This window comes from Gilliamella sp. Pas-s25 (assembly GCF_009795885.1).
In the GTDB taxonomy this organism is placed as follows: Bacteria; Pseudomonadota; Gammaproteobacteria; order Enterobacterales; family Orbaceae; genus Gilliamella.
Genome location: NZ_WTEV01000016.1, coordinates 23971 through 46716 on the forward strand (window position 1 = coordinate 23971; position 22746 = coordinate 46716).

At 36.6% G+C, this 22746-nt stretch carries 18 protein-coding genes; 3 read left to right on the forward strand and 15 right to left on the reverse strand.

The features are described from left to right. Positions 1–25: 25 nt before the first annotated feature. From GQ593_RS08310 to gss, 4 genes are all read right to left on the reverse strand, one after another. Positions 26–2698 carry a putative virulence factor gene (locus GQ593_RS08310; RefSeq protein WP_160431624.1) on the reverse strand — a complete coding sequence of 891 codons (2673 nt, stop codon included), beginning with the start codon at positions 2696–2698 and terminating at the stop codon, positions 26–28. Next, positions 2695–5721: a virulence factor SrfB gene (locus GQ593_RS08315; RefSeq protein ID WP_160431625.1), complete on the reverse strand. Its 3027-nt coding sequence runs from the start codon at positions 5719–5721 to the stop codon at positions 2695–2697. Before GQ593_RS08315 ends, GQ593_RS08310 begins: the two co-directional genes overlap by 4 nt. A 9-nt stretch (positions 5722–5730) precedes the next feature. Then, entirely contained in the window at positions 5731–7305 is a 1575-nt protein-coding gene (locus tag GQ593_RS08320) for an SrfA family protein (RefSeq protein WP_160431626.1), read from the reverse strand. 283 nt (positions 7306–7588) lie between these two features. After that, complete coding sequence (gene gss, locus GQ593_RS08325) at positions 7589–9463, reverse strand: bifunctional glutathionylspermidine amidase/synthase (RefSeq protein ID WP_160431627.1); 1875 nt, start codon at positions 9461–9463, stop codon at positions 7589–7591. A 194-nt stretch (positions 9464–9657) separates the two neighbouring features. Between gss and ybeD the strand changes: the two genes are divergently transcribed. Then, entirely contained in the window at positions 9658–9924 is a 267-nt protein-coding gene (gene ybeD, locus GQ593_RS08330; protein WP_085247195.1) for a DUF493 family protein YbeD, read from the forward strand. Between the two features lie 293 nt (positions 9925–10217). Here the strand turns inward: ybeD and adk are convergent, their stop codons facing one another. From adk to putP, 11 genes are all read right to left on the reverse strand, one after another. Continuing rightward, a complete protein-coding gene (adk, locus tag GQ593_RS08335) occupies positions 10218–10862 on the reverse strand; it encodes an adenylate kinase (protein WP_160431628.1) in 645 nt (214 codons plus the stop codon). A 38-nt stretch (positions 10863–10900) separates the two neighbouring features. After that, positions 10901–11152: a YfgJ family double zinc ribbon protein gene (locus GQ593_RS08340; RefSeq protein ID WP_160431629.1), complete on the reverse strand. Its 252-nt coding sequence runs from the start codon at positions 11150–11152 to the stop codon at positions 10901–10903. A gap of 3 nt (positions 11153–11155) precedes the next feature. Further along, positions 11156–12625: a ribosome biogenesis GTPase Der gene (gene der / locus GQ593_RS08345; protein ID WP_160431630.1), complete on the reverse strand. Its 1470-nt coding sequence runs from the start codon at positions 12623–12625 to the stop codon at positions 11156–11158. A gap of 32 nt (positions 12626–12657) precedes the next feature. Further along, on the reverse strand, positions 12658–13830 hold the full coding sequence (gene bamB / locus GQ593_RS08350) for an outer membrane protein assembly factor BamB (RefSeq protein ID WP_160431631.1): 1173 nt from the start codon (positions 13828–13830) through the stop codon (positions 12658–12660). A gap of 26 nt (positions 13831–13856) precedes the next feature. Next, a complete protein-coding gene (locus tag GQ593_RS08355) occupies positions 13857–14582 on the reverse strand; it encodes a tetratricopeptide repeat protein (protein ID WP_160431632.1) in 726 nt (241 codons plus the stop codon). An 18-nt stretch (positions 14583–14600) separates the two neighbouring features. Continuing rightward, entirely contained in the window at positions 14601–15878 is a 1278-nt protein-coding gene (gene hisS / locus GQ593_RS08360) for a histidine--tRNA ligase (RefSeq protein WP_160431633.1), read from the reverse strand. A gap of 24 nt (positions 15879–15902) precedes the next feature. Further along, a complete protein-coding gene (gene ispG, locus GQ593_RS08365) occupies positions 15903–17012 on the reverse strand; it encodes a flavodoxin-dependent (E)-4-hydroxy-3-methylbut-2-enyl-diphosphate synthase (RefSeq protein WP_160431634.1) in 1110 nt (369 codons plus the stop codon). A gap of 85 nt (positions 17013–17097) precedes the next feature. Then, positions 17098–17538, reverse strand: coding sequence for a helix-turn-helix domain-containing protein (locus GQ593_RS08370; RefSeq protein ID WP_160431635.1), 441 nt, complete (start codon positions 17536–17538; stop codon positions 17098–17100). Positions 17539–17598: 60 nt separating this feature from the next. After that, entirely contained in the window at positions 17599–18465 is an 867-nt protein-coding gene (gene pdxY, locus GQ593_RS08375; protein ID WP_160431636.1) for a pyridoxal kinase PdxY, read from the reverse strand. Between the two features lie 4 nt (positions 18466–18469). Further along, on the reverse strand, positions 18470–19741 hold the full coding sequence (gene tyrS, locus GQ593_RS08380) for a tyrosine--tRNA ligase (protein ID WP_160431637.1): 1272 nt from the start codon (positions 19739–19741) through the stop codon (positions 18470–18472). A gap of 50 nt (positions 19742–19791) precedes the next feature. Then, positions 19792–21285, reverse strand: a complete 1494-nt coding sequence (putP, locus tag GQ593_RS08385; RefSeq protein ID WP_160431660.1) for a sodium/proline symporter PutP — start codon at positions 21283–21285, stop codon at positions 19792–19794. Between the two features lie 250 nt (positions 21286–21535). Between putP and nth the strand changes: the two genes are divergently transcribed. Together nth and smrB are read left to right on the forward strand one after the other, a co-directional pair. Next, positions 21536–22174 carry an endonuclease III gene (gene nth / locus GQ593_RS08390; RefSeq protein WP_160431638.1) on the forward strand — a complete coding sequence of 213 codons (639 nt, stop codon included), beginning with the start codon at positions 21536–21538 and terminating at the stop codon, positions 22172–22174. Between the two features lie 6 nt (positions 22175–22180). Beyond that, complete coding sequence (gene smrB, locus GQ593_RS08395; protein ID WP_160431639.1) at positions 22181–22723, forward strand: endonuclease SmrB; 543 nt, start codon at positions 22181–22183, stop codon at positions 22721–22723. Positions 22724–22746: the final 23 nt, after the last annotated feature.

Below are 22746 nucleotides of genomic sequence, written 5' to 3' on the forward strand. Positions count from 1 at the left end.
ACTTTCCTACTATACTTTGTTATTTTTAATTAATCTGCGATTGCTTGAAAGAAGCAAGAATGGTGCCCAATTGACTATTTTGTTCTTGGCTAATTTCGCGTCCTGCATGATGCCCTACATTTTCTTGCGCAAGCATAGCAAAGGCAATAAACCAATCAAATATCGCATGCTGAGAATAATTTTTAGTATTATCATCTAGCTTTGGTAATAAATGCGATGATTGCACATTAAATTCGCTTAATGGTGAAGAAAATATTGGTTTACCCTGATTAACTTTGCTCATTGGTATATCACTTGCTTGCCCTTGAATAAAACCAAGCCAAGCAATAAAGTCGGCCAGTAACGTATGAATAGTACTGACTTGTCTAGACTCTAGATCATCACGTTTACTACCTATATTTTCATTATGTAAAATGCGTTCACTTAAACTTGCTTCAAGTTTCATTCGATTTGCAGCAGTAATCAGTTCTTCTACCATAAAAGAGAGTGATTTTTGACTGATACCAAAAAAATCTAAGATATGCTTATCTAGCACAATATTTCTTAAATGATCTAACCATGCCGAAAAAACTGTTTTTGCAAACTTTGATTCAGTAGGTAATTGGGTGCTTTGTTTGGTGGTTGATGATGAATTAACATCAGAAAATAGTTCAAAGTCAGCCGTTAAACCAAAATCATTAGATAAATTACCTAACAAATTATCATTGCCAGCTTGCTGCGTTTCATTTTCGACAGTATTGGAGTGATAAAGTGCTCTAATGGTTTGATCCGGCAGTTCAAACGCTTTAAGTAGTTCGCCTAATAATAGTGCTTTGCTCTGTAACTCTTTAACAACATCAGCAATGATTTGTTTTTTCTTAGCTAGCTCTTCAGCATTGTCTGCTTGATACCAAGTATCAAAACGCATATTAATAATATATGCAATTTTTTCATTAAGCTGTTCAACAATTCGTTGCTGTTTGACTTCAGTAATAGCCACTTGTTCTAAGTATTGGCTAATTCGCCCTATACCTCCATCATTGAGTTTTAACATGGCATCCCATGCTTCTTCTGGTTGGAACACATACTGTTTGATATCACTATTTTGCACAAATGTATTTCTTAATACATTCATTTTACCTTGATAATTTTCATTATAAGATTGCTCTTGGCAAGTGTTCGGCTCGACATTTAAAAACGGTACATCAAATCCCGGTTTGCGGACAAGAAAGACATTATTAAATTGATGTTCGTTAGACCAGTTGCTTAACCAATCGTAACTACCAAAGCGTTCTAAAATAGTTTGCTGAAGTAACCCACCTTTACCCCAGCTATTTTTAAGATTGTCTTCTGATAGCGTTAATGAGGTACCAATGCGCTTATCAAACATGGTGATTGCCCATAATAACCCCGCTTTTTTCGTTGCCCTTTTTTCAGCAGTTTCACCTTGGGTTTTATCGATCCAACGCTCAAGTACTGGACCAACATCATTAACATCAGATTGTTTATCTGACGGAGTGCAAACAACTAGCACGTTCATTTCTTGGCTATCAGTATATTTTTCAAAAAGATAAGCAACTTTACCCCGTAATAAAAGTTGAGCAATAGGGTTACCTTCTTTCACATCTGAAATCGATATCAAATTTAAACGCCCTCGATATCCAGGAAAATCAAGCAAATCCACATTTTCAAAAGTGGGCACTCTGGTTTTATTGACTAATGGGAAAATTAATTCGGCGGTTAAAAAAGCCAATTGCGCTAAAGATATTGATGTTGGTGCGCTATTTAATGGCGTTATGGTAATCGATGAATCTTTGTCGGTATTTAATCGCTCAAGAATATCGACATTCATAATACTGTCAATTTGCGACTTGGTGCCATTATTATCTTTCACTAATACAGAAAGCGGCGCATACACAGTTTCAGCATAGTCTAAACTTGATAATGTTGTCGCCAATTGAGTATAAATTATCGTCAATTCAGTAATTCCACCCCATAAGACAGAAAACAGCTTGCCACGCTCTGCTATTGATAAATAAGGAATAAGGTGCGTTACTTTTTCCCAATATCCTCCTTTCAATTCTTCAAGCGAGTTACCAAAATTTTCAGATAAATAATCGTAAAGATCAACAATATCATCCTCGCTAACACCACCAACATAATTGGTTTGTTTCTGATTTTCTAAGCGTTGAATGGTCTGATTTAACGGTGCAAACTCGATTTTATTAGATACTTTTTGTTGATCAAAATCTTTAAAATAAGCATTTATCAAGATTTTGACAATTTCGATCTCTTTAAATAATTTTAATTCTAACGGATAGTTAGGTATGCCCCCTTTGGCAATACGGCTAAAGCGAGTGACAAGCCCCGTCGCCTCTTTACCGCTACCCACGGGATTAACATGGTCAATAAAATCTAACACTTCATTATCGACAACCGTTTCAAGCTTACCATTTTCACCGGCTGCCAGTGCTGAAATAAGGTAGGATTTACCGGCCTGTGATAATCCAAAAAAACCAACTGCAACAGATTTAGTTGAGACATCTCCCAATCGTTTTGCGCTGTTACGTAACCGACGCAAATCCAAAATTAAGTTATCCGCTTCGCTATTTAAACGTTTAGATGAATGGCGTGTTTGATTCACCCACTCAATGGCCTTTGCAGATGCTTGATAGACCTGATCCCAAGATTTAGGCAGTTGTTCATTTAAGTTTTTCATCGTTTTATCATTCCACTATCAAGCCAATATTGCGTACTTATTAACCCCGAGTTAACCATGGTATTTAAACTTAGTTTAATATCCTGATTTTTATTACAGGCTCGCCCATCAGAGGCTTTTACGTCTTTAATATAAAAATTTTCGATCGCTTTTTGTTTATTTTTTATGCCTAAAGTCACTTCTAACACGACGCCTTCAGCGCTTAATCGCTTAGCCACTTCACTGCTTTCAATCGTTAAAATATAGATAGGCGATGCTGGCCAACGGTCAACATCAAGTTGCCTAAAACCAAGTCTTGTAGTGCCTCGAATTTCAAATGAGAGATTAGGAAAATCATAATCAGGATTATCCAGATCAATATCTTGGTAATAGACATTTTCTTTTTTAATCATATTAAGATTATCTAAAAGTCCAATGTACTTAACAGTTGAATATAAATCTATATTAGAGGATCTAAAATAGAAATTAGGTAATCGTAAATTCTTACTTAAAAAGCACAACATCGCCCCCACAGCGGCCGTTGTTTTAGGATCATCAATTCGTTCTTGTTTATGGAAAGGATACCAACCACCAGTATAATAACCATGCAAAGGCAAAATTCGACCAGCAGGCATGGATAAGCGTGATCGAAAATAACTTTGGATACCGGGTAAACGCGAAGGTCGACCAGTTAACAAAAGAACATCACACTGATAACAACTAATAATCTCTGATAACGCATCAAACGTTTTACAAATATTGTAATAATCACCCCGAATAAATAAATAATGAATACGTTTAAGATTAATTTCGATACTTAAGTCAAGTACTGAAAAATCAGGATTATTTAATGCGCGCTTAATCGGTTCATTAATAAAATTAAACACGTTATCGGTCATCATATTGTGTTGTAATAATTCACCGAAAGTAGAACAATAGACATGTTGCTCTGCGTGTAATGGATCATAAAGTTCGTATGCTTTTAATATTTGTAACCCAACTGGAATAAATAGCTGTAAGGTAAGTTGTTGGCGTAATACCGCATCTTGAATTGATAGCTGCTGAGAGCCAATAATGGTGGACAAAATTGGGTTAGGGTCTGCAATTCCAGCTTGTTTTAAACCATTTGTTAAAGCCGTTATAACGGTATCTTGGATAATGTCGAGTAAAATATCATCTCCAGCGACTTTGAATCCATCACGAAAACGCTGAGTTGGTACAATATAAGCATTACTACTGTTGGCTTGCCCGTTACCGCCGTAGTCTAATTGATAATCATTAATCACTAAATCGGTTGTGCCACCACCAATATCAACCGTTGCAATCGTTAGTTTTTGCTTATCGGCTTTATCCGGACGGATCATTGAGGCAATAAACTCTTCACATCGCCCATTATAATTATTTTGTGTTTCGTTAAAAAGATACACAACTTGGCCACAAGTTGCTTCATCCCATTGGATATAAACTTCAGGAATATTTGGCCAAACACTTTTTAATTGCTCAGGGTTATTGAAATCAATATTGTTATCTGAACTATCCCAACCAAGGCTTTTCCAAACCAAACCGATGGCTTGATATACGCAACTTTTAAATATTGCTTGTTCGGGTTTTGGCATGGCTGGTGGAATCGTTAAAATAATTGAACGTAAATTACGTGGTGTTTTCGCATGCTCTAATTTATTACGCTGAGCGACACTATTCATTTGCATTAATGCATGCATTAATACTTCACATAACATAAACGTCATCAAGGAGCTACGAGAGTATTTTGGGTGGAAAACCGGCATTTTGCGATCATACTCTTCTTGAATATCATTGCTAAGAATATGCAATGCTTCACCATATTCATTAATTAAACTCGAAAAAGGCTCTGCCGTTGCAAATGGTTCATGATCACTTTTTACATAATGAGAGTTAAAACGCCACCCTTGTTCATATTTATCTTGATCCCACAAATAACGTTTTGGGCTTGAAAGTCCCGTTGCGCCTTCATTGCCTTCACGCCGACTGGCAAGTCGGCTTGCTTCTTGACCAACACGGACAATACTTGGCCAACGAAACGTGTCACGTCGCCCACTTTGCAAAGAAAAATGTTCCTTGCCAAAAAAAGTTTGGGCAAATTCAACTCGACTTTCAAACGGTTCATTATAAATATGTTCAGGCTGAGTTAAATCGCGGATTTCAAGCTCATAACGATGATTTAAACTATCTTTATCTTGAGCATGATCTTCAATTAGAATCCCACAAGTACGTGAATTACCCACATCTAAAATCATATCGACAGGAATTGATTTCACCACATCATCTTTATTGTTTGACACAATTTTAATGGTCGGTAATTGCAATGAATCGGCAAGTAAATGGATGATATTTAGGTAGTGTCCATAATAAGATTTGCTTTTAATTTCTTGATTAAGATCATCTTTATGGATCTTTAACCGCTCAGATTGTGGCGCCAGCTCTTGAAAGAGATCAATTAACCAACTGGTTATCCATTTGAGCTCTAAATACCATGAAACCTGATCAGAACGATGTGCTAAACTAAAGACTGCACCAGTCATCACATCATTTTCGGTTGGAGCAAGGTAAGCCACATCTTGTAAGTTAGCAAATACTTTTGTATCAAAAGCAAACGTAATTCGATGTGTATTGCCATCAGGATCTTCACCTTCAGGAATGCTAACAATTCGAACTCGGCTCCAATTATGCGGTCCTTGATCAAAGCGCTCTGGCGGTATTGAACGCAAAACAGGCACAGGTAACCAAATACCATTGTATAATTTTAACGACTGATCAACACTAATTTCTTGTGTTGGTTTGACAGCAAATGTTGGATTATCAGGTGTAAAAAATTGACCACTTTCCACATCTTCAATCAACCTGATGAGTGCACCACTTTCTGATGGATCAATAAAGGATCCATTAACTTTACTGCGCCACTGATTATCTTTCCAATCGATTTTAAGTGCAAAATCAAGAAACTGAATACCACTATTCATAATCAGTGTCACTTCTTGACCATAATTGCGTAATTCTGGAAGCATATACAACCTTTATTGTTTTTTCATCGTTATTGGGAATGCAGTCCCATTATTATAAATTCCTTGGCAATTGGCTTTATTATCTTTGCCTGGTGTGCATTGAATTTTGGGTAATTGATATTTGGTATTATCACTACAAACAGCCTCAGTGTTACCCGCTATACCTAAATTAGCATTTTTAATATCGGTGCCAACATTACCTGTACATTTTACACCGTCACTACGTGTTATAGTGACTTCGCCATTGCCATCTTTAAAGTTATAACTTAATTGCAACGGTTTACCTGTGGCTTTGTCTTGAATACCACCATTGGCGGACCATTGACCATCTAAGAATTTTGTAGATCCTTGCTTGATTGCATCTGCTGGTAAGGCTAAATTATTGGTTTGATCAACCGCAGCATTAGAATCTGCTTTATTATCTTTATCTGATGGTGAAGAAGAAGTTTGGTCAGCGCTATCTTTGTCTTGTCCATTTTGAACATCTGTATTATCTTTTTTATCGGGATCGGTAGGCGTTGATTTTTCATCTTTATCATCTGTTTTACCCACATCAGGCGCAGTCACTTGATCATTTTTATTATCTTTATTATCTTGCGCATCTGGATTTGAAGTATTATTACCCTCATTTGCATTATCTGGTACTACAGAATGATCGACCGAATCACTTGCTACATCGGGGTTAGTCGGAGTATTGGTTGCATTGTCTAAAATCGTGCCATTTGGTATAGCACTACCTGTGACACCCAACCGATTATCAACAACCACATTTCTTGGCTCAGTTTTTAATTCTGGTTCTGTCTCTTTTTTATCCTGCTTGTCATCCTTTTCAGGTTGACTAATATTGCTATTATCTAAAGATACATTCGGATTAATCGATATCTCAGGTTTTAACCAACAACCGCGTAGCAAAAATAACGCTAATAAAAGCAACAATAATAATGGTAATAACCCTAGCAACCATATCCACCAACGTTTCCACCATGGTTTATTATCAATAGGCGTCGCAGAAGTAACGGCTGCTGCTTGTGCAACTTTTGCTACCGGTTCTAAACTATAGAATGGAGAATTACCCTGAGAGGTGTGCGGATATACAAATCCCCAGAAAGTAATCACCGGTTTACCGTTAACAATATAAACAAATTGATTACTGGGAAAACGTATTGCCATCAAATTAGGTTCAGCACTATCAACATTATTTTTTGGATCATAAATAAGTCGGCTAAAAAGCAGTTGATCACCTTCTAAATTAGGATTACTGGCTAGTTGTTTGCCAAAATTCATCACTTTATGTTCAAATTCTTTCAGTAAAGCCAGCGCCGACTGTTGCTCAGATTCGCTAGCTGAAGTCCAAGGAATAATATCATATTGCCCATCAGGCTGATTTGAATCAAAAGGAATATACCAATCAATAATATTGCCATGATCATTGCGTTGAGGAATAGCTAAATAATCGGCATATTGTTTGCCTAATTTAACTCTAAACATTTCACGGATTTGAGTAGCAACTAAGTAGGCAGCTTTACCATCATACCCCAACACTTTGAAATCTTTGATATCGCCACTTCGAAGTAATGTATTTGCCATATGTTCCTTTCTATTTTTCCTATTATTTTATTTGTTAGCATTTGTACACATCAAAAATAAGTTTAACAGAAAACACCATTATTGTAATTGATATCATTATGGATATTATTAATTTTTATTCATATTTTTGATAAGTTTCACTACAAATAAAACACTTTATATAAACCATATATAAAAATTTATAACCATTTGGTTTATAAAATTTTTCAAGTCAATTATGACTCTGCTAGCCTGTTACAAATTTATACTGAAACACATACTTTCCTGAAAGTTTTTCACAAAATTATTTTAAAAACTCTTCATCGGTTAACACGCGTAATGGCTGCATATCGCTTTCGCCTTTTATCACTAAAGTAGGATCTGAACGTAAACAAGTACCGCCATAATGGCCACCAACCGTAAAAGTACATAACTGCAAATACCTTTCATCAACTTTAGGTAAACACCATAACTCTTGATAAATATTTTCTTGTTTAGCAAATTTGCCAAGTGTTTTATCGAGTATTTGCTCTTTACTGTTGACCAGTTCAATATTACTGCCTCTTCGCCCCGCAATAGGTTTGATCGCATAACCTTTTTTTATTAAGTTATCGTTGAGTTCAAAAGTCGATTCTAATAAATAACGATGGTTAGGGAATAATGACCACAATACCGGCAAAATCGCCTTATTACTTGGAATAACGGTCCATAAAGGTTCAAAAACAGATACCTCAGGCCGTAAAAGCACATCAATTAATCTTACGGTATTATCAGGGTGCCAAGTACGAATCGGCAAACCGGCAACTTGTGCTTCACTTTCTTGTCGAAGCTGTTCTAAAACAGTTTCCCAAGCCCATGTTTTCCAAACACAAGTGACTTGGCGATCTTCATCGTCCACTAGCCGGCCTCGTTTATCCCATCTCAGTCCACTTAATCCGCGTAAAATTTTGCTATCTATTCCTGCCAAAGTCATGGCTTTTTGCATGAATAAAGCGTGATAATTTTCTTCACTATCATCATCGCGCATAATATGTACAAATGCTTGCGCATCACTATGCTTCCAGCAATTCGCTAAAGCATTAAGTAAACCCTCACTCGGGTTTGTTCCTTCACTAATTCTTGCTTGTGTCGCCCAGTTTGCTAATATTTTCCCAGCTTCTGTATGACAAGAGGCCGAATCGGCATTATATTCATAGACTTTAAAGCCACGTTCATCCATACAAAAATCTAATCGGCCGGTAATCATTTGATAACGACGCTGTTGCCACGAAAGCCTTAATCTTGGCCATAATATTTCAGGAATATTAAAATTAAGTAATAAATTGTCATCCTTTAATACCTTGTCGGTGGCATGTAAATACATTAAATGTAATTCATTGGTAGCCTTAATTAACTCTTGCTCAGCACTTTCTGAAATAGTGAAATAACGATAATGATCATCATGACTAATCGCATGACCTGTCGCTAATACATACGCATGTTCTAATGGATCTGATTCATCTAACCATTTTTTATCAAATTGCCCTTCGTTTTTAATATGAGCACTATGAATTTGAAGTAAAGGCTGAGGAATTTTAGGTTGAGGTAAACTATACTCAGTGTTATCAGTTTGAATCATCCAACCTAAAATTTTCGTGTCATCAAACGTATCATGTAAATGATAACCTTCACTAGACACCGTCATTTTAAGCTCACGCGTCCATTGCTGCCCAATAGGTAAACGTGTATGTATTACATTTTGTTCAGCAATTCGGACTTTGTCTTCAAATACTTCAGTGATAATAGCTACATGGCCTGTTCTGTCAAATACGCCACCATCATCCCATACCAACAAAGAACCTGCTTCTGGCATTTTTTTGCTACCATTAGCAAAGGCTTGCAAAGGTAAAATCGCCTCATTAACAACTTGCCTTAAAAAACGTAGTGAAAAAATTTCGTGCGCCATTCCTACATCAGTAAAAACGATACCGTAATTTAAGAATAAAAAACGCCTAGCAAATTCAACACATTGCCATTTATATCCCATATACTCATAGCCAGAATAGCTACGAAATGATCCATCATTCGGGTATTGATTTCGATCCAATGTTTCATAATCAGAAGAATAAATAGCAACCCCGCCCGGTGCATAACCTAATAATGTGCCAAAAGGTTCTTTATTTTTGGATTTAGATGACATATTGTTTTAGCCTTATTGGTAAATAGTAAAAAACGCTTATTTCACTATGTTAGAATTTTCTTATCATAGATCAAAATATATACTTTAAAAAGCAATGTTTATTATTCGTTACTTGAAGAGTGATAAACAGCCTATATATAGTAAACACTTTTGATACCAATACATTGAACCTATTAACTGAGAAAAATAAGATTATGCAACCAACAAAATTAAATGAATTATTAGAGTTCCCATGTTCTTTCACTTACAAAGTAATGGGCGAAGCTAAACCTGAACTTGTTGACAAAGTGGTATCTGTGATTCAACGTCATGCGCCAGGTGATTATACACCATCAATTAAACCGAGCAGTAAAGGCAATTATCATTCAGTATCAATTACCATTAATGCCACGCATATTGATCAAATCGAAAATCTTTATAAAGAGTTGGGTGAAATTGATATTGTAAGGATGGTTTTATAATACTTTACTTTTTTGCTAAAAGTAGAGCCTTACTGTTACCGATAAGGCTCTTCATAGAAAACAAATAGAATCAATACGCTACCTAAATATTTTTGCTGAAGAGTCTATCCTCTGCTAAAACAAGAATTACTTTAAAAAATCTAATAAAATCAGTACATTTTCTAAAGATTTTTAGGCGAGTTTATCGTGGTTCAGCTTTTAGTTTATCGCTGTATAAGTGGTGATATTAATCTATTTGAAATAAAAAAGCGCAAGATAGTTAATACTACCTTGCGCTTTTTATAGATAACCAATTATCCTAAAATTTTAGCTAATTCTTTTGTTACATCAGCAACAGGCTGGGTCCCATCTACACGGAAATAGTGTGTGCGCCCTTCTTTGGCTTCATGCTGGTAATAACTCATAAGTGGTTTAGTTAAATCGTGATATTCAACAAGGCGTTTACGTACAATATCTTCATTATCATCTTTGCGAATAGTCAGCGGTTCACCAGTGACATCATCAATATTTTCAACTTTAGGTGGATTATGACGAATATGATAAACACGACCTGAAGCCGCATGAATACGTCGTCCACTCATACGATCAATAATTACAGCATCAGGCACATCAAATTCAAGCACATAGTCTATATCAATACCTGCCGCTTTCATGGCATCTGCTTGAGGAACAGTACGAGGAAAACCATCTAACAAAAAACCATTTGCGCAATCGCTTTGTGCAATACGCTCTTTCACTAATGCAATAACAAGTTCATCGGTAACCAATTTACCCGCATCCATTAATTCTTTTGCTTGCAAACCAAGCGCTGTACCCGCTTTTACTGCTGCACGTAACATATCACCAGTTGAAATTTGGGGAATTCCATATTTTTGCATAATAAATTGTGCTTGGGTTCCCTTTCCTGCTCCTGGTGCGCCTAATAAAATAATTCGCATAAAATAACCTCATATGGCTTTAATATAGATAATATCTTCTATTCTGGTAAATAATGAAATACCACCTTACTGCTGGAGATTAAACCATCAGTTGGGCAAATATAGTTCACCGACCCGCAGCCCTTAACCATCTGCGCTTTTTGCAGACAAGTCGGGCAAATATATTGTTCTAAATAATCTTGCTTACAATGAAGACAATTAAAATGTTGAGGCGAAACAATACTCATTTTATGATGACACTTTGGGCAAATGCCTTCTTGCCCCTGCTCAACTGCCAGTGATTTTGACATAAACTATTTTCGGCCTCTAACATGTTTCATCAATCGGCGTCGTTTTCGTTGCTGTGATGCGGTTAAACTATTTTTCCGCCCTTCAAATGGATTAGCCCCTTCTTTAAACTGAATTCGAATTGGTGAGCCCATAATTTTTAGCGAGCGTCTAAAATAGTTCATCAAATAACGCTTATAGGAATCAGGCAAGTCTTCAACTTGATTACCATGAATAACGACAATAGGTGGATTATACCCCCCAGCATGCGCATATTTTAATTTAACACGACGCCCTCGCACCAAAGGAGGCTGATGATCATCTTGTGCCATTTGCATAATCTTAGTCAATAAGGCGGTGTTGACACGGCGCGTTGCACAATCATACGCTTCTTGAATGGAGTCAAATAAGTTACCAACACCACTACCATGCAAGGCAGAAATAAAATGTACACGAGCAAAATCAATAAAGTCTAGCCTATCATCTAGTGTTGTTTTCACTTGCTCTTTGATATCTTGTGATAAACCATCCCATTTATTAACAGCTATCACAAGTGAGCGCCCACTATTAATAATAAACCCTAGTAATGATAGGTCTTGATCGGATATACCTTCACGGGCATCTATAACTAAAATGACAACATTAGCATCTTCAATGGCTTGTAACGTTTTAATGACGGAAAATTTTTCAACGGTTTCGGTGACTTTTCCTCGCTTACGAACACCAGCGGTATCAATCAAGATATACTCTCGTTCATCACGTGTCATGGGGATATAGATACTGTCACGCGTTGTGCCAGGCATATCATATACAACAACGCGCTCTTCCCCTAAAATTCGATTAGTTAGTGTTGACTTACCTACATTTGGACGCCCCACGATAGCAACTTTTATAGGTTGGTTAATTAATGATTCTGTATCATCAAGATCGGAATCATCATAACATTGAGATAAGTCGTTAGATTGTTCATCGTCATCAAAATCGCTATTTTGTTCATCATCAAACTGAAAAATAGGATCTAATACCGTTTCAATTAACGAGCTTACACCTCGACCATGGCTAGCTGCAATGGGATGAATTTCGCCCAATCCTAAGCCGTAAAAATCAGAAATTGCAGTATCGGCATCAATACCATCAATTTTATTAGCCACTAAAAAAGTGGCTTTTTGACGAGAGCGTAAATGCTTAGCGATAGCATGATCGGCAGGCATCGCACCCGCTCTAGCATCAACCAAGAAAAGAACAATATCAGCTTCTTCTATTGCTTGCAGGGATTGTTCAGCCATAAAGCTTTCAACCCCATCTTCAGAGCCATCAATACCACCAGTATCAATCAAGATATATTCATGGCCCTTAATTTCTGCTCGTCCATATTTGCGATCACGTGTTAATCCAGGAAAGTCAGCCACTAAGGCATCTCGGGTTCGCGTTAACCGATTAAATAAAGTCGACTTTCCAACATTTGGACGACCAACAAGTGCTACTACAGGTACCATGTTTATTCTCTAAATTACTTTAATTTTGTGTATTAATTTTTTGTAAAAGCGTAAATATCACCATTTTTAGCTTGAACAATGACTTTATTGTCTACGACTAATGGTTTCGATATTAATCCACTACTGCTCACTTGAGTCTTAGCTGCAAGCTCCCCATTGTCAGCATTTAACCAATAGAGGTAGCCTTCAAAATCACCAAATACCACATAATTTTGATAGATAACAGGATCGGTTAACTGACGATGTGTAAGATTTGGTTGCGTCCAAAGCTCACCACCACCATTCTTGGCAATAGCTTGAACATTGTCATTTTGGTCGACAACAAATAATCGATTAGTATCAACCGCAAAGCTATGAGTAGAACCAAGTCCTTTACGCCAAACAGTTTGACCATTACTCAAATCAAGCGCAACTAAACTGCCATTATAACCAACGGAATAAACTAAATTACCTTCAACTACAGGGGTTGAATCAACATCGTTTAATTTTGCAATTTCAGTAGAGCCTGATGGCTGTGAAATACGTTGCTGCCAAATTAATTGCCCATCATTAATAAAGTAAGCATTTACTCGACCATTATCATCGCCAACAATAGCGGCACCATGAGCGATAGTCGGTGTAGAGTTGCCTCTTAGCGACAGTGCAGGAACGTCGAAAGAAACATCCCACAAATAATCACCAGTATCACGATTAAGACCTTGAAGAATGCCATTTGCAGTATGAATTATCAATTTGTCCTCAGCAGGCACTGGGCGAGCAAGCACTTCACCTTTTACTGTTTTTTCCCACACCACTTTACCACTGTTACGATCTAACGCATACACAACAGCGCGCTCACTACCTACGTAAACATATTTATCATCAGCACTTACACCACCTGAAAACAATGCTGTTTTGCTGCTAAAAAGCGTGCTTTGCGATAAGTTGACATCCCATATGGTTTTGCCACTTATTAAATCAATTGCTTTAACTTGTCCACTACGACTTGCAACATAAATAGCATTATCATAATTAATCGGACCTAATAATGAATAAATATGAGTATTGCCAGCAGTGCTATTTCGCCATACTTGTTGAATAGGAAATTGATTATTCACTGCTGGTGAAGGTGAAATTTGAACAATCTCTTCTTCCCCACCGAATAAAGAGCACCCAGCAAGTGAAAACATAAAAACACCAGTAAAAAGATATTTTGATAACTTCATTGTATAGCCCCTTATAGCAGGATAAATTAATTTTTACTTTCTTCCGTTGCAGTTTTTTTTGCCTGAGCTTCTTGTTCTGCCTGTTCTTTAACTGCTTGAGCTTCTTGTTCAGCTTGTTGTTTTGCTTTTAAATATTCAGCTTGATTCAACTTCATTTTAATGTTTTCTTCTAAATCTTTGGTTGGATTAGAAGTTAAAGCAACGTTATAAGCACTCACTGCATCAGCATAACGCGTCATTTTAACTAACACATCACCACGAAGATCATTAATTACAGCTCCCCAGCTTTCGCTAGTCACATGGCTTAGCGATGTTAAACTGTCTTGATATTGACCTTGTTGGTACTGTAAACGCGCTATACGAATATTGGTAATTGCTTTGACTGGCTCTGAATCGGTTTTCTTTAATGCATCGACTAATAATGTTTGCGCGCCAGAATAATCTTTTAATACTTCAACATAAAATTTTGCCGCGCGTAAATTAGCAAATACACTATAAATAGTATCGTTGTCTTTAGCAAAAGCGACTAACTCATTAACGGAATCTGGTTTATTATCATCTAATTGAGCTATTAACTGTTCATACTTATCTGACGATTCAATCGCCTTTTCAGCGTTATATGATTGCCAATAGCGCCAGCCAAAAAAGGCTAGTAATCCGATTACCAAAATCGCAACCATAATTTTCCATGTTTTAGCAAAAAAGCCTTTTATCTCTTCCAGTTGTTCTTCACTCGATAACTGATGACTCACATTTTTCTCCTATATCTTTTACTTAATCGACAAACAAGTTTGGACAACTTCTTTTTGTGCAACTTCAACTTGTTCGCCTGTTTGTAAATTTTTAATCATGACTGACTGATTAGCTAATTCATTTTCACCAATAATGACTGCTATTTTAGCACCTAACTTATCAGCTTTGGCAAATTGTTTCTTAAAATTACTACTACCATAATTTGTCATAATTCGCCAATCAGGTAGCCCATCGCGCAATTGCTCTGCTACACCTTGTGCTGCTGCAATTGTCTTTTCATCACCAGAAGATATCATATACACATCAATCAAATTATCACGGTTAAATGATGGATTAACGGCTTGAACTAATAACACTAAACGCTCAACGCCCATTGCAAAACCCACTGCTGGTGTTGGTTGTCCACCTAGTTGGCTTACAAGCCCATCATAACGACCACCACCACACACGGTACCTTGTGCACCTAAACTACTGGTTACCCATTCAAAAACAGTTCGATTATAGTAATCTAATCCACGAACTAATCTTTGATTAATATTGTATTTTATTCCAGCGTTATCCAATAAACGGCATAATCCTTCAAAATGTTGTTTAGAATCTTCATCTAAATAATCAAACAGTTTTGGAGCCTGATTAAGTAGTTCTTGGACAACTGGATTTTTTGAATCAAGAACACGCAATGGATTAGTATACATTCTACGTAAACAGTCTTCATCCAATTTATCTTTATGTTGTTCAAGAAAAGCAACTAGTGCATTTCGATAATTAGCTCTAGCTTCAATCGAACCTATTGAATTTAGCTCAAGAGAGGTATGCTGTTCGATACCCAAAGCTTTCCAGAAACGTGCCGTTAATAAAATAAGCTCAGCATCAATATTGGGTCCGTCAAGCCCAAAGACTTCAACACCAAATTGATGGAATTGGCGATAACGCCCTTTTTGCGGTTTTTCATAACGGAAAGCAGGACCTAAATACCAAAGGCGTTGTTCTTGATTGTAAAAAAGGCCATGTTCAATGCCTGCACGGACACAACCGGCGGTAATTTCTGGACGTAAAGTAATACTTTCATCATTACGATCATTGAACGTATACATCTCTTTTTCAACAATATCGGTAACTTCACCGACTGCTCTTTTAAATAGCGCAGTATCTTCAACAATAGGCGTTCTAATTTCGTTATAGCCATAACTGTTTAATACGCCTTTAACGATTTTTTCAATCTGTTGCCAACATGCACTATCTGTTGGGAGTAAATCATTCATTCCTCGTATAGATTGGATCTTTCTCTCTGTCATTTATTTATTCGCTATCTAATAAAATTATAATTCAGTTGCTGTAATTCTGTTTTTCAATATTAATGCTTTAGCTCGAATTTTAGCTTCTAACTCATCAATCATTTGTTCATTATCAATACGGCCAATACGCACACCATCTTCATAAAAACCACTTTTGTTATGACCGCCAGCAACTCCCATGGTTGAAGCTAACGCTTCGCCTGGACCGTTAACCACACAACCAATAATTGACACATCCATTGGTGTAATAATATCTTCTAATCGCTGCTCTAATGCATTGACGGTATTAATCACATCAAACTCTTGGCGCGAACAAGTTGGACAGGCAATAAAATTAATACCACGAGACCTTATACGCAGTGATTTTAAAATATCAAATCCAACTTTCACTTCTTCCGTAGGATCGGCCGCTAAAGATACTCGGAGTGTATCGCCAATCCCTTCTGATAGCAATAATCCCAACCCAATAGCCGATTTAATTGCACCACTCCGCACGCCACCAGCCTCAGTTATGCCCAAATGCAATGGCTGCTTAATTTGTTTAGCTAACAAACGATAAGCATCAACCGCAGTAAACACATCAGATGCTTTTACACTGACCTTAAATTGATCAAAACTAAGTCTATCAAGTATATCAACATGACGCATTGCTGACTCGACAATCGCTTTGGGAGTAGGTTCACCATATTTTTCTTGAATATCTTTTTCAAGTGAACCTGAATTAACCCCAATACGTATTGGAATATTTTTATCTTTTGCACAATCAACAACCGCACGGATCCTTGATTCATTGCCTATATTACCGGGATTAATTCTTAAACAATCAACGCCATATTCTGCCACTTTTAAAGCAATACGATAATCAAAATGAATATCAGCAATCAGTGGTACTTTGGCTTGTTGTTTAATCAATTTAAACGCTTCGGCCGCATCCATTGTTGGAATAGAAACGCGCACAATATCCACCCCAACACGTTCAAGCGCTTGAATTTGAGCTACCGTTTTTTCGACATCAGTAGTACGCGTATTTGTCATCGATTGAACAGCTATTGGGGCTCCGCCACCAATAGGAACATTGCCGACATAAATTCGGGTAGATTCTCGTCTAACAATTGGTGAATCCTGATGACTCATACACACTTAACCATATTACAAAATAACTAGCCAGCAATCTTAACAAGATTTAAGGCAAATGTCTGTATGAGAATAAGAAAATTTGCTAACTATTAACACGGGTAATAGGGGATGGAGAAATATAATGACTTACTTCAATAAGATTATCTTTATCGTCCTTATTAACATAATATAAAGTTATACCAAGCGCACAAAGAAGAATAAATATACTGATTAAGATAAATGGAGCCTTTCCTTGTTTCTTTGTTATAAACGTGTGCGGTTGAATTTTTTTTTGTTGTGACTTAGATTGTTTGGTTAATTCATCGATATGAGGTTGATACTGATCAGCTGATAAGCCGACAATTTCTGCATAAGAACGAATATAACCTTTGACAAAAACTAGAGGGGCATGAGGCAACTGATTTTTTTCGATATCGTCAATCACAGTTTTTCGCACATGAATTTTATTGGCAATATCATCTTGAGTTAATCCCATTTGTTCTCGTAAATCAGCGAGCATCACTCCTAATGAAATATAGTCCATTATCCCCTCATAAATTTAACACTAACCGTTAGCTAGTTCCATTTTTACATATTTTTATAATTAATCAATTTTTTTTGCATTAAACCATTGTGTTGGTTTTTCAATTTCACTTTGTGCTGCAACTAATTGTAATTCATATTCATCTTGTTTTAAGGTTTCAAGCATAACCGCATACACCGCCGAAGTAGTATGCTCTAAGGCTTCAACCAATGATTTTCCAAGTAAAATATTAGCTAAAAATAATCCACTTGTCATATCACCAACACCAACCGGCTGCCTTACACCAAAATCAACAAGTGGGCGATCAATATGCCATGCTTCATCTTGAGTCACAAGCAACATTTCAAACCGATCAATTTTATATCCAGCTCGGCTTAAATGTTTAACTAAGATCGCCTTAGGCCCTTTTTTACATAATTCTCGACAAGCTATAATTGCCTGTTCAACATTATTGACACGTTGTTTACCATTTAGCTCTTCAAGCTCCAAAATATTTGGTGCCATCATATCTGCCATAGGCAGCGCAGTATTGCATAAAAACTCTGATACACCTGGGGCAACAAAGCAACCTTTTTCAGGATGCCCCATTACAGGATCGCAAAAATAAATAGCATTAGGATTAACCGCTTTTACTTTTTTAACAATCTCAATAATAGCATTGCCTTGCTCAGGTGATCCCATATAGCCACTTAATACCGCATCACAACGTTTTAGTTCATCAATTTCATGAATGCCATCTGCAATCTCAGTTAAATGAGATGCTGACATTACCGTTCCAGTCCATTGGCGATATTGAGTATGATTAGAAAATTGTACGGTATTTAAAGGCCAAACATTTACCCCTAATCGACGCATAGGAAATTCAGCTGCGCTATTTCCTGCATGACCAAATACAACATGAGACTGAATCGATAAAATATTTTTCATGAAATTAGCTCCAAATTAACAAGCAATAATATTTTTTACCACGACGAAGCAAAGTATAACGATTAAAAAGCTTATCACTATCTGAAAAATGGTAATCTATTGTTGTATTACGTTCACCATTAATTGAAATGGCATTAGATTCAATCATCGTTCTTGCTTGACCTCTTGAGGGTGCAAACTGCGCATTAACGATTGCTTGCTGTAAATCAACTTCACTGTCAACAACTAACGTCGGCATACCATCTTGGGCTAACTGCTCAAAATCAGCTTCAGATAAATCCGTTAACTTACCAGAAAATAGGCTTTCTGTAATACGTTTTGCTGCAATGAGTCCATCCTCACCATGAACTAGACGCGTAACTTGTTCCGCAAGTACATATTGAGCCCTTGGTGCAACACCACTATTTTTATCTTCTTCTTCCAAAGCGTCAATTTCATTTAACGGCATAAATGTAAAGAATTTTAAGAATCGATAAACATCCGCATCTGCCGTATTAATCCAGAATTGATAAAATTTATACGGACTGGTCTTTTTAGGATCCAGCCATACTGCACCACTTTCAGTTTTACCAAATTTAGTTCCATCTGATTTAGTAATTAACGGCACAGTCAAACCATAAACCTGTTTTTGATGTAAACGACGAGTTAAATCAATACCGGCAGTAATGTTACCCCACTGATCAGAACCACCAATTTGTAAAACAACATCATGCGATTGATTCAAACAAGCAAAATCATACGACTGTAATAAACTATAAGAAAACTCAGTAAATGAGATCCCTACTTCGTCACGATCAATACGTTGCTTAACTGATTCTTTATTGATCATCGCATTAACCGAGAAATACTTACCAACATCACGTAAAAATGTCAGCACATTCATACCACTAAACCAATCGTAGTTATTGGCCACAATTGCCGCATTTTCACCACAATTAAAATCTAAAAATGGTGAAACTTGTTGTTTAATTTTTTCACTCCACTCAACAACTGTCTCTTCAGTATTGAGTTTTCGCTCAACGGCTTTAAAACTTGGATCACCAATTAATCCTGTTGCTCCACCGACTAAAGCTACAGGTTTATGTCCAGCTAATTGAAAGCGCTTTAAACAAAGCAACGGTACCAAATGTCCAAGATGCAAGCTATCGGCTGTTGGATCAAAACCACAATAAAGCGCAATAGGATTTTTTTCAATTTGTTCTACTAGTGCTTTTTCATCGGTAAGCTGCGCAATCAGTCCACGCTCTTGCAGTTGTTTGATCACATTTTTTGTCATATATTCTACCTATTAAATTTTATTACGTTTATATTCTACTTTAATGAAATTTATACTGTTTTATTATGATAACGTTTATACGCTTGTTTAAAATGATCTTCCACTATTTCATTAGGTTTTTTATCACATAAGCTAAACACAACAATCGCAATTGAAGCAAATAAAAACCCAGGAATGAGAGAGTATAGATTAAACCAATTAAAATTAATCCAAAGCAATACGGTTACTGCACCAATTATCATACCAGCTAATGCGCCATTACGAGTCATTCGTGACCAAAATACCGAAAAAACAATAATTGGGCCAAACGCTGCACCAAATCCAGCCCAAGCATGGCTGACTAAATCAAGTACGCTATTATTTGGATTAATGGCTAATAAAATCGCAATAACTGAAACTAATAACACCATTATACGCCCAACCCAAACAAGTTCTTTTTGTTTTGCTTTTGGTCTAAAAAAGGCGCGGTAAAAATCTTCCGTTATAGCACTAGAACAAACTAATAGCTGGCAACTTAATGTGCTCATTACCGCAGCTAAAATAGCTGCAAGCAATACACCTGCAATCCAAGGATTAAATAATAACTTTGAAAGCTCAATAAAAATGCGCTCATGTTTGCCGTTATTAATCAAATAGACAAATTCTGGATGATTAGAGAAAAAAGCAATACCAAAAAAGCCAACCGTAATAGCTCCAGCTAAACATAACACCATCCAAGTCATACTAATTCGGCGTGCATTTTTCATGACTTGGTGTGAATCAGCTGCCATAAATCTGGCTAAAATATGGGGTTGCCCAAAATAACCAAGCCCCCAGCCTAATAATGAAATAATAGCGATAAAATCCATGTGAGCAAATAAATTGGTGTAATTAGGATTAAGCGATTGAATATATGCCATTGCATCAGAAAAGCCCCCAGCATTCACCATAACCATAATAGGGGTTAAAATAAGTGCAAACATCATTAAACTTGCTTGAATAGTATCAGTCCAACTGACAGCTAAAAAACCACCAATAAAAGTATAAGCAATTGTTGCACCAGCGCCAGCAAGCATTGCCCAACCATAACTCATACCAAATGTACTTTCGAATAATTTTGCGCCAGCAACCACACCGGATGCACAATAAATAGTAAAAAAGATAAGAATAATCACCGCAGAAATAATGCGAAGTAAAGAACTTTTATCATCAAATCGACGAGCAAAATAATCGGGTAATGTTAAAGAGTTATGGTTGATTTCGGTAAAAACACGCAACCTTCCAGCAATCAGTAACCAATTGAGATACGCGCCAATTATCAAACCAATGGCAATCCAACTTTGTGATATACCAAACAAGAAAACCGCGCCAGGTAGCCCCATTAATAACCAACCACTCATGTCTGAAGCACCTGCTGAAAGTGCTGTCACAACACTACCAATACGGCGTCCACCTAGAATATAATCACCAAAGTTTTGCGTTGCACGAAACGCAAAAAAACCAATCGCAATCATCCCTAAAATGTACACAGCAAAGGTGACAATCATTGGTAACGACATTTTTATAACAAACCTTGTATTATGAAATTAAAAATAGTGGGCTAGCTTATCACAAAAAGCCCATGCTAAAAAGCAGACGATTTATGTATTTGAGTGAATAAAAATTAGATAAGATTGTTATTTGGTAAAATTACAATCTACATATATCGTTGATAGCCAAAACTAAAACGTCTATAAAAACTAAATTTAACTTACAGATAAACTGCAAATACAGTATATAATATCAAACAAACTATTTGGGGATATTAATTATTTAGTGAAACAATCAACTCGAATTCAAATTTTAGACAGACTAAAAGATCATATTAAAGATCCAACCACCGAGCTTGTATACCAAACGCCATTTGAATTACTTATTGCTGTTGTTCTATCGGCTCAAGCAACCGATGTAAGTGTCAACAAAGCAACAAAACCACTTTTTGCTGTAGCCAATACAGCACAGCAAATTTTAGCACTTGGCGTTGATCAATTAAAAAGTTATATTCGTACCATTGGGCTTTATAATAGTAAAGCTGAAAACATTATAAAAACATGTCAAATTTTAGTTGATAAATATCAAGGCGAAGTGCCAGAAAATTTCGATTCACTTATTGAGTTACCGGGTGTGGGTCGTAAAACAGCCAATGTTGTGTTAAATACGGCGTTTGGTTGGCCGACCATTGCCGTTGATACGCATATATTTAGAGTAAGTAACCGTACAGGTTTTGCACCTGGTAAAACTGTCGAAGCAGTTGAAGAAAAATTGCTGAAGGTGGTACCGAAAGAATATAAAATAAATTGCCACCATTGGCTAATATTACATGGTCGTTATACCTGCATTGCCAGAAAGCCTAGATGCGGTTCTTGTGTTATAGAAGATTTGTGTGAATTTAAACAAAAAGTTTACCCAGAGTGAAAATTAATGCCAAATAAATTTAATTTAGACCAAGATGACATAAACTTGTTTCAAAATAGTATTGGTAACACCAAAAAGCTAAAACAAGATACTGTTATTCATAAACCGGTGAAACGCTCCAAAAAAATAATGGAAACACAAAAACTACAGCATGAAAAAACACATGCTGAGTTTTATTTTTCCGATAATTATCAACCGCTATTGCAACAAGATCCTATCCGCTATAGTCGAGAAAATGCCGATCCTTATGAAGTAAAAAAATTACGCCGTGGATTTTATGAACCAGAATTTTTTTTGGATTTACATGGACTCACTCAGCAAGAGGCTAAAAAAGAGATTGCAGCGCTTATCGCCGCGTGTTTAAAAGAGAGAGCCCATTGCGCATGCATCATGTATGGGCATGGAAAAAATATATTAAAAACACAAACACCTATGTGGCTAGCTCAGCATCCTCATGTTATCTGCTTCCATCAAGCACCCAAAGAGTTTGGCGGCAGCGCAGCATTACTCATTTTATTTGACATCAACAATGAATTAGCAAATAGCTAGTACTTGAAAATAAAATAGTTATG

Excerpts from the sequence above, each read along its gene's own strand:
- GQ593_RS08340 (WP_160431629.1), bottom strand. The coding sequence starts at position 11,152 with ATGTCAAAATCACTGGCAGTTGAGCAGGGGCAAGAAGGCATTTGCCCA.
- GQ593_RS08320 (WP_160431626.1), bottom strand. The coding sequence starts at position 7,305 with ATGGCAAATACATTACTTCGAAGTGGCGATATCAAAGATTTCAAAGTG.
- tyrS (WP_160431637.1), bottom strand. The coding sequence starts at position 19,741 with ATGACAAAAAATGTGATCAAACAACTGCAAGAGCGTGGACTGATTGCG.
- pdxY (WP_160431636.1), bottom strand. The coding sequence starts at position 18,465 with ATGAAAAATATTTTATCGATTCAGTCTCATGTTGTATTTGGTCATGCA.
- GQ593_RS08310 (WP_160431624.1), bottom strand. The coding sequence starts at position 2,698 with ATGAAAAACTTAAATGAACAACTGCCTAAATCTTGGGATCAGGTCTAT.
- GQ593_RS08315 (WP_160431625.1), bottom strand. The coding sequence starts at position 5,721 with ATGCTTCCAGAATTACGCAATTATGGTCAAGAAGTGACACTGATTATG.
- smrB (WP_160431639.1), top strand. The coding sequence starts at position 22,181 with ATGCCAAATAAATTTAATTTAGACCAAGATGACATAAACTTGTTTCAA.
- ispG (WP_160431634.1), bottom strand. The coding sequence starts at position 17,012 with ATGAGTCATCAGGATTCACCAATTGTTAGACGAGAATCTACCCGAATT.
- ybeD (WP_085247195.1), top strand. The coding sequence starts at position 9,658 with ATGCAACCAACAAAATTAAATGAATTATTAGAGTTCCCATGTTCTTTC.
- bamB (WP_160431631.1), bottom strand. The coding sequence starts at position 13,830 with ATGAAGTTATCAAAATATCTTTTTACTGGTGTTTTTATGTTTTCACTT.
- gss (WP_160431627.1), bottom strand. The coding sequence starts at position 9,463 with ATGTCATCTAAATCCAAAAATAAAGAACCTTTTGGCACATTATTAGGT.
- GQ593_RS08370 (WP_160431635.1), bottom strand. The coding sequence starts at position 17,538 with ATGGACTATATTTCATTAGGAGTGATGCTCGCTGATTTACGAGAACAA.
- der (WP_160431630.1), bottom strand. The coding sequence starts at position 12,625 with ATGGTACCTGTAGTAGCACTTGTTGGTCGTCCAAATGTTGGAAAGTCG.
- hisS (WP_160431633.1), bottom strand. The coding sequence starts at position 15,878 with ATGACAGAGAGAAAGATCCAATCTATACGAGGAATGAATGATTTACTC.
- adk (WP_160431628.1), bottom strand. The coding sequence starts at position 10,862 with ATGCGAATTATTTTATTAGGCGCACCAGGAGCAGGAAAGGGAACCCAA.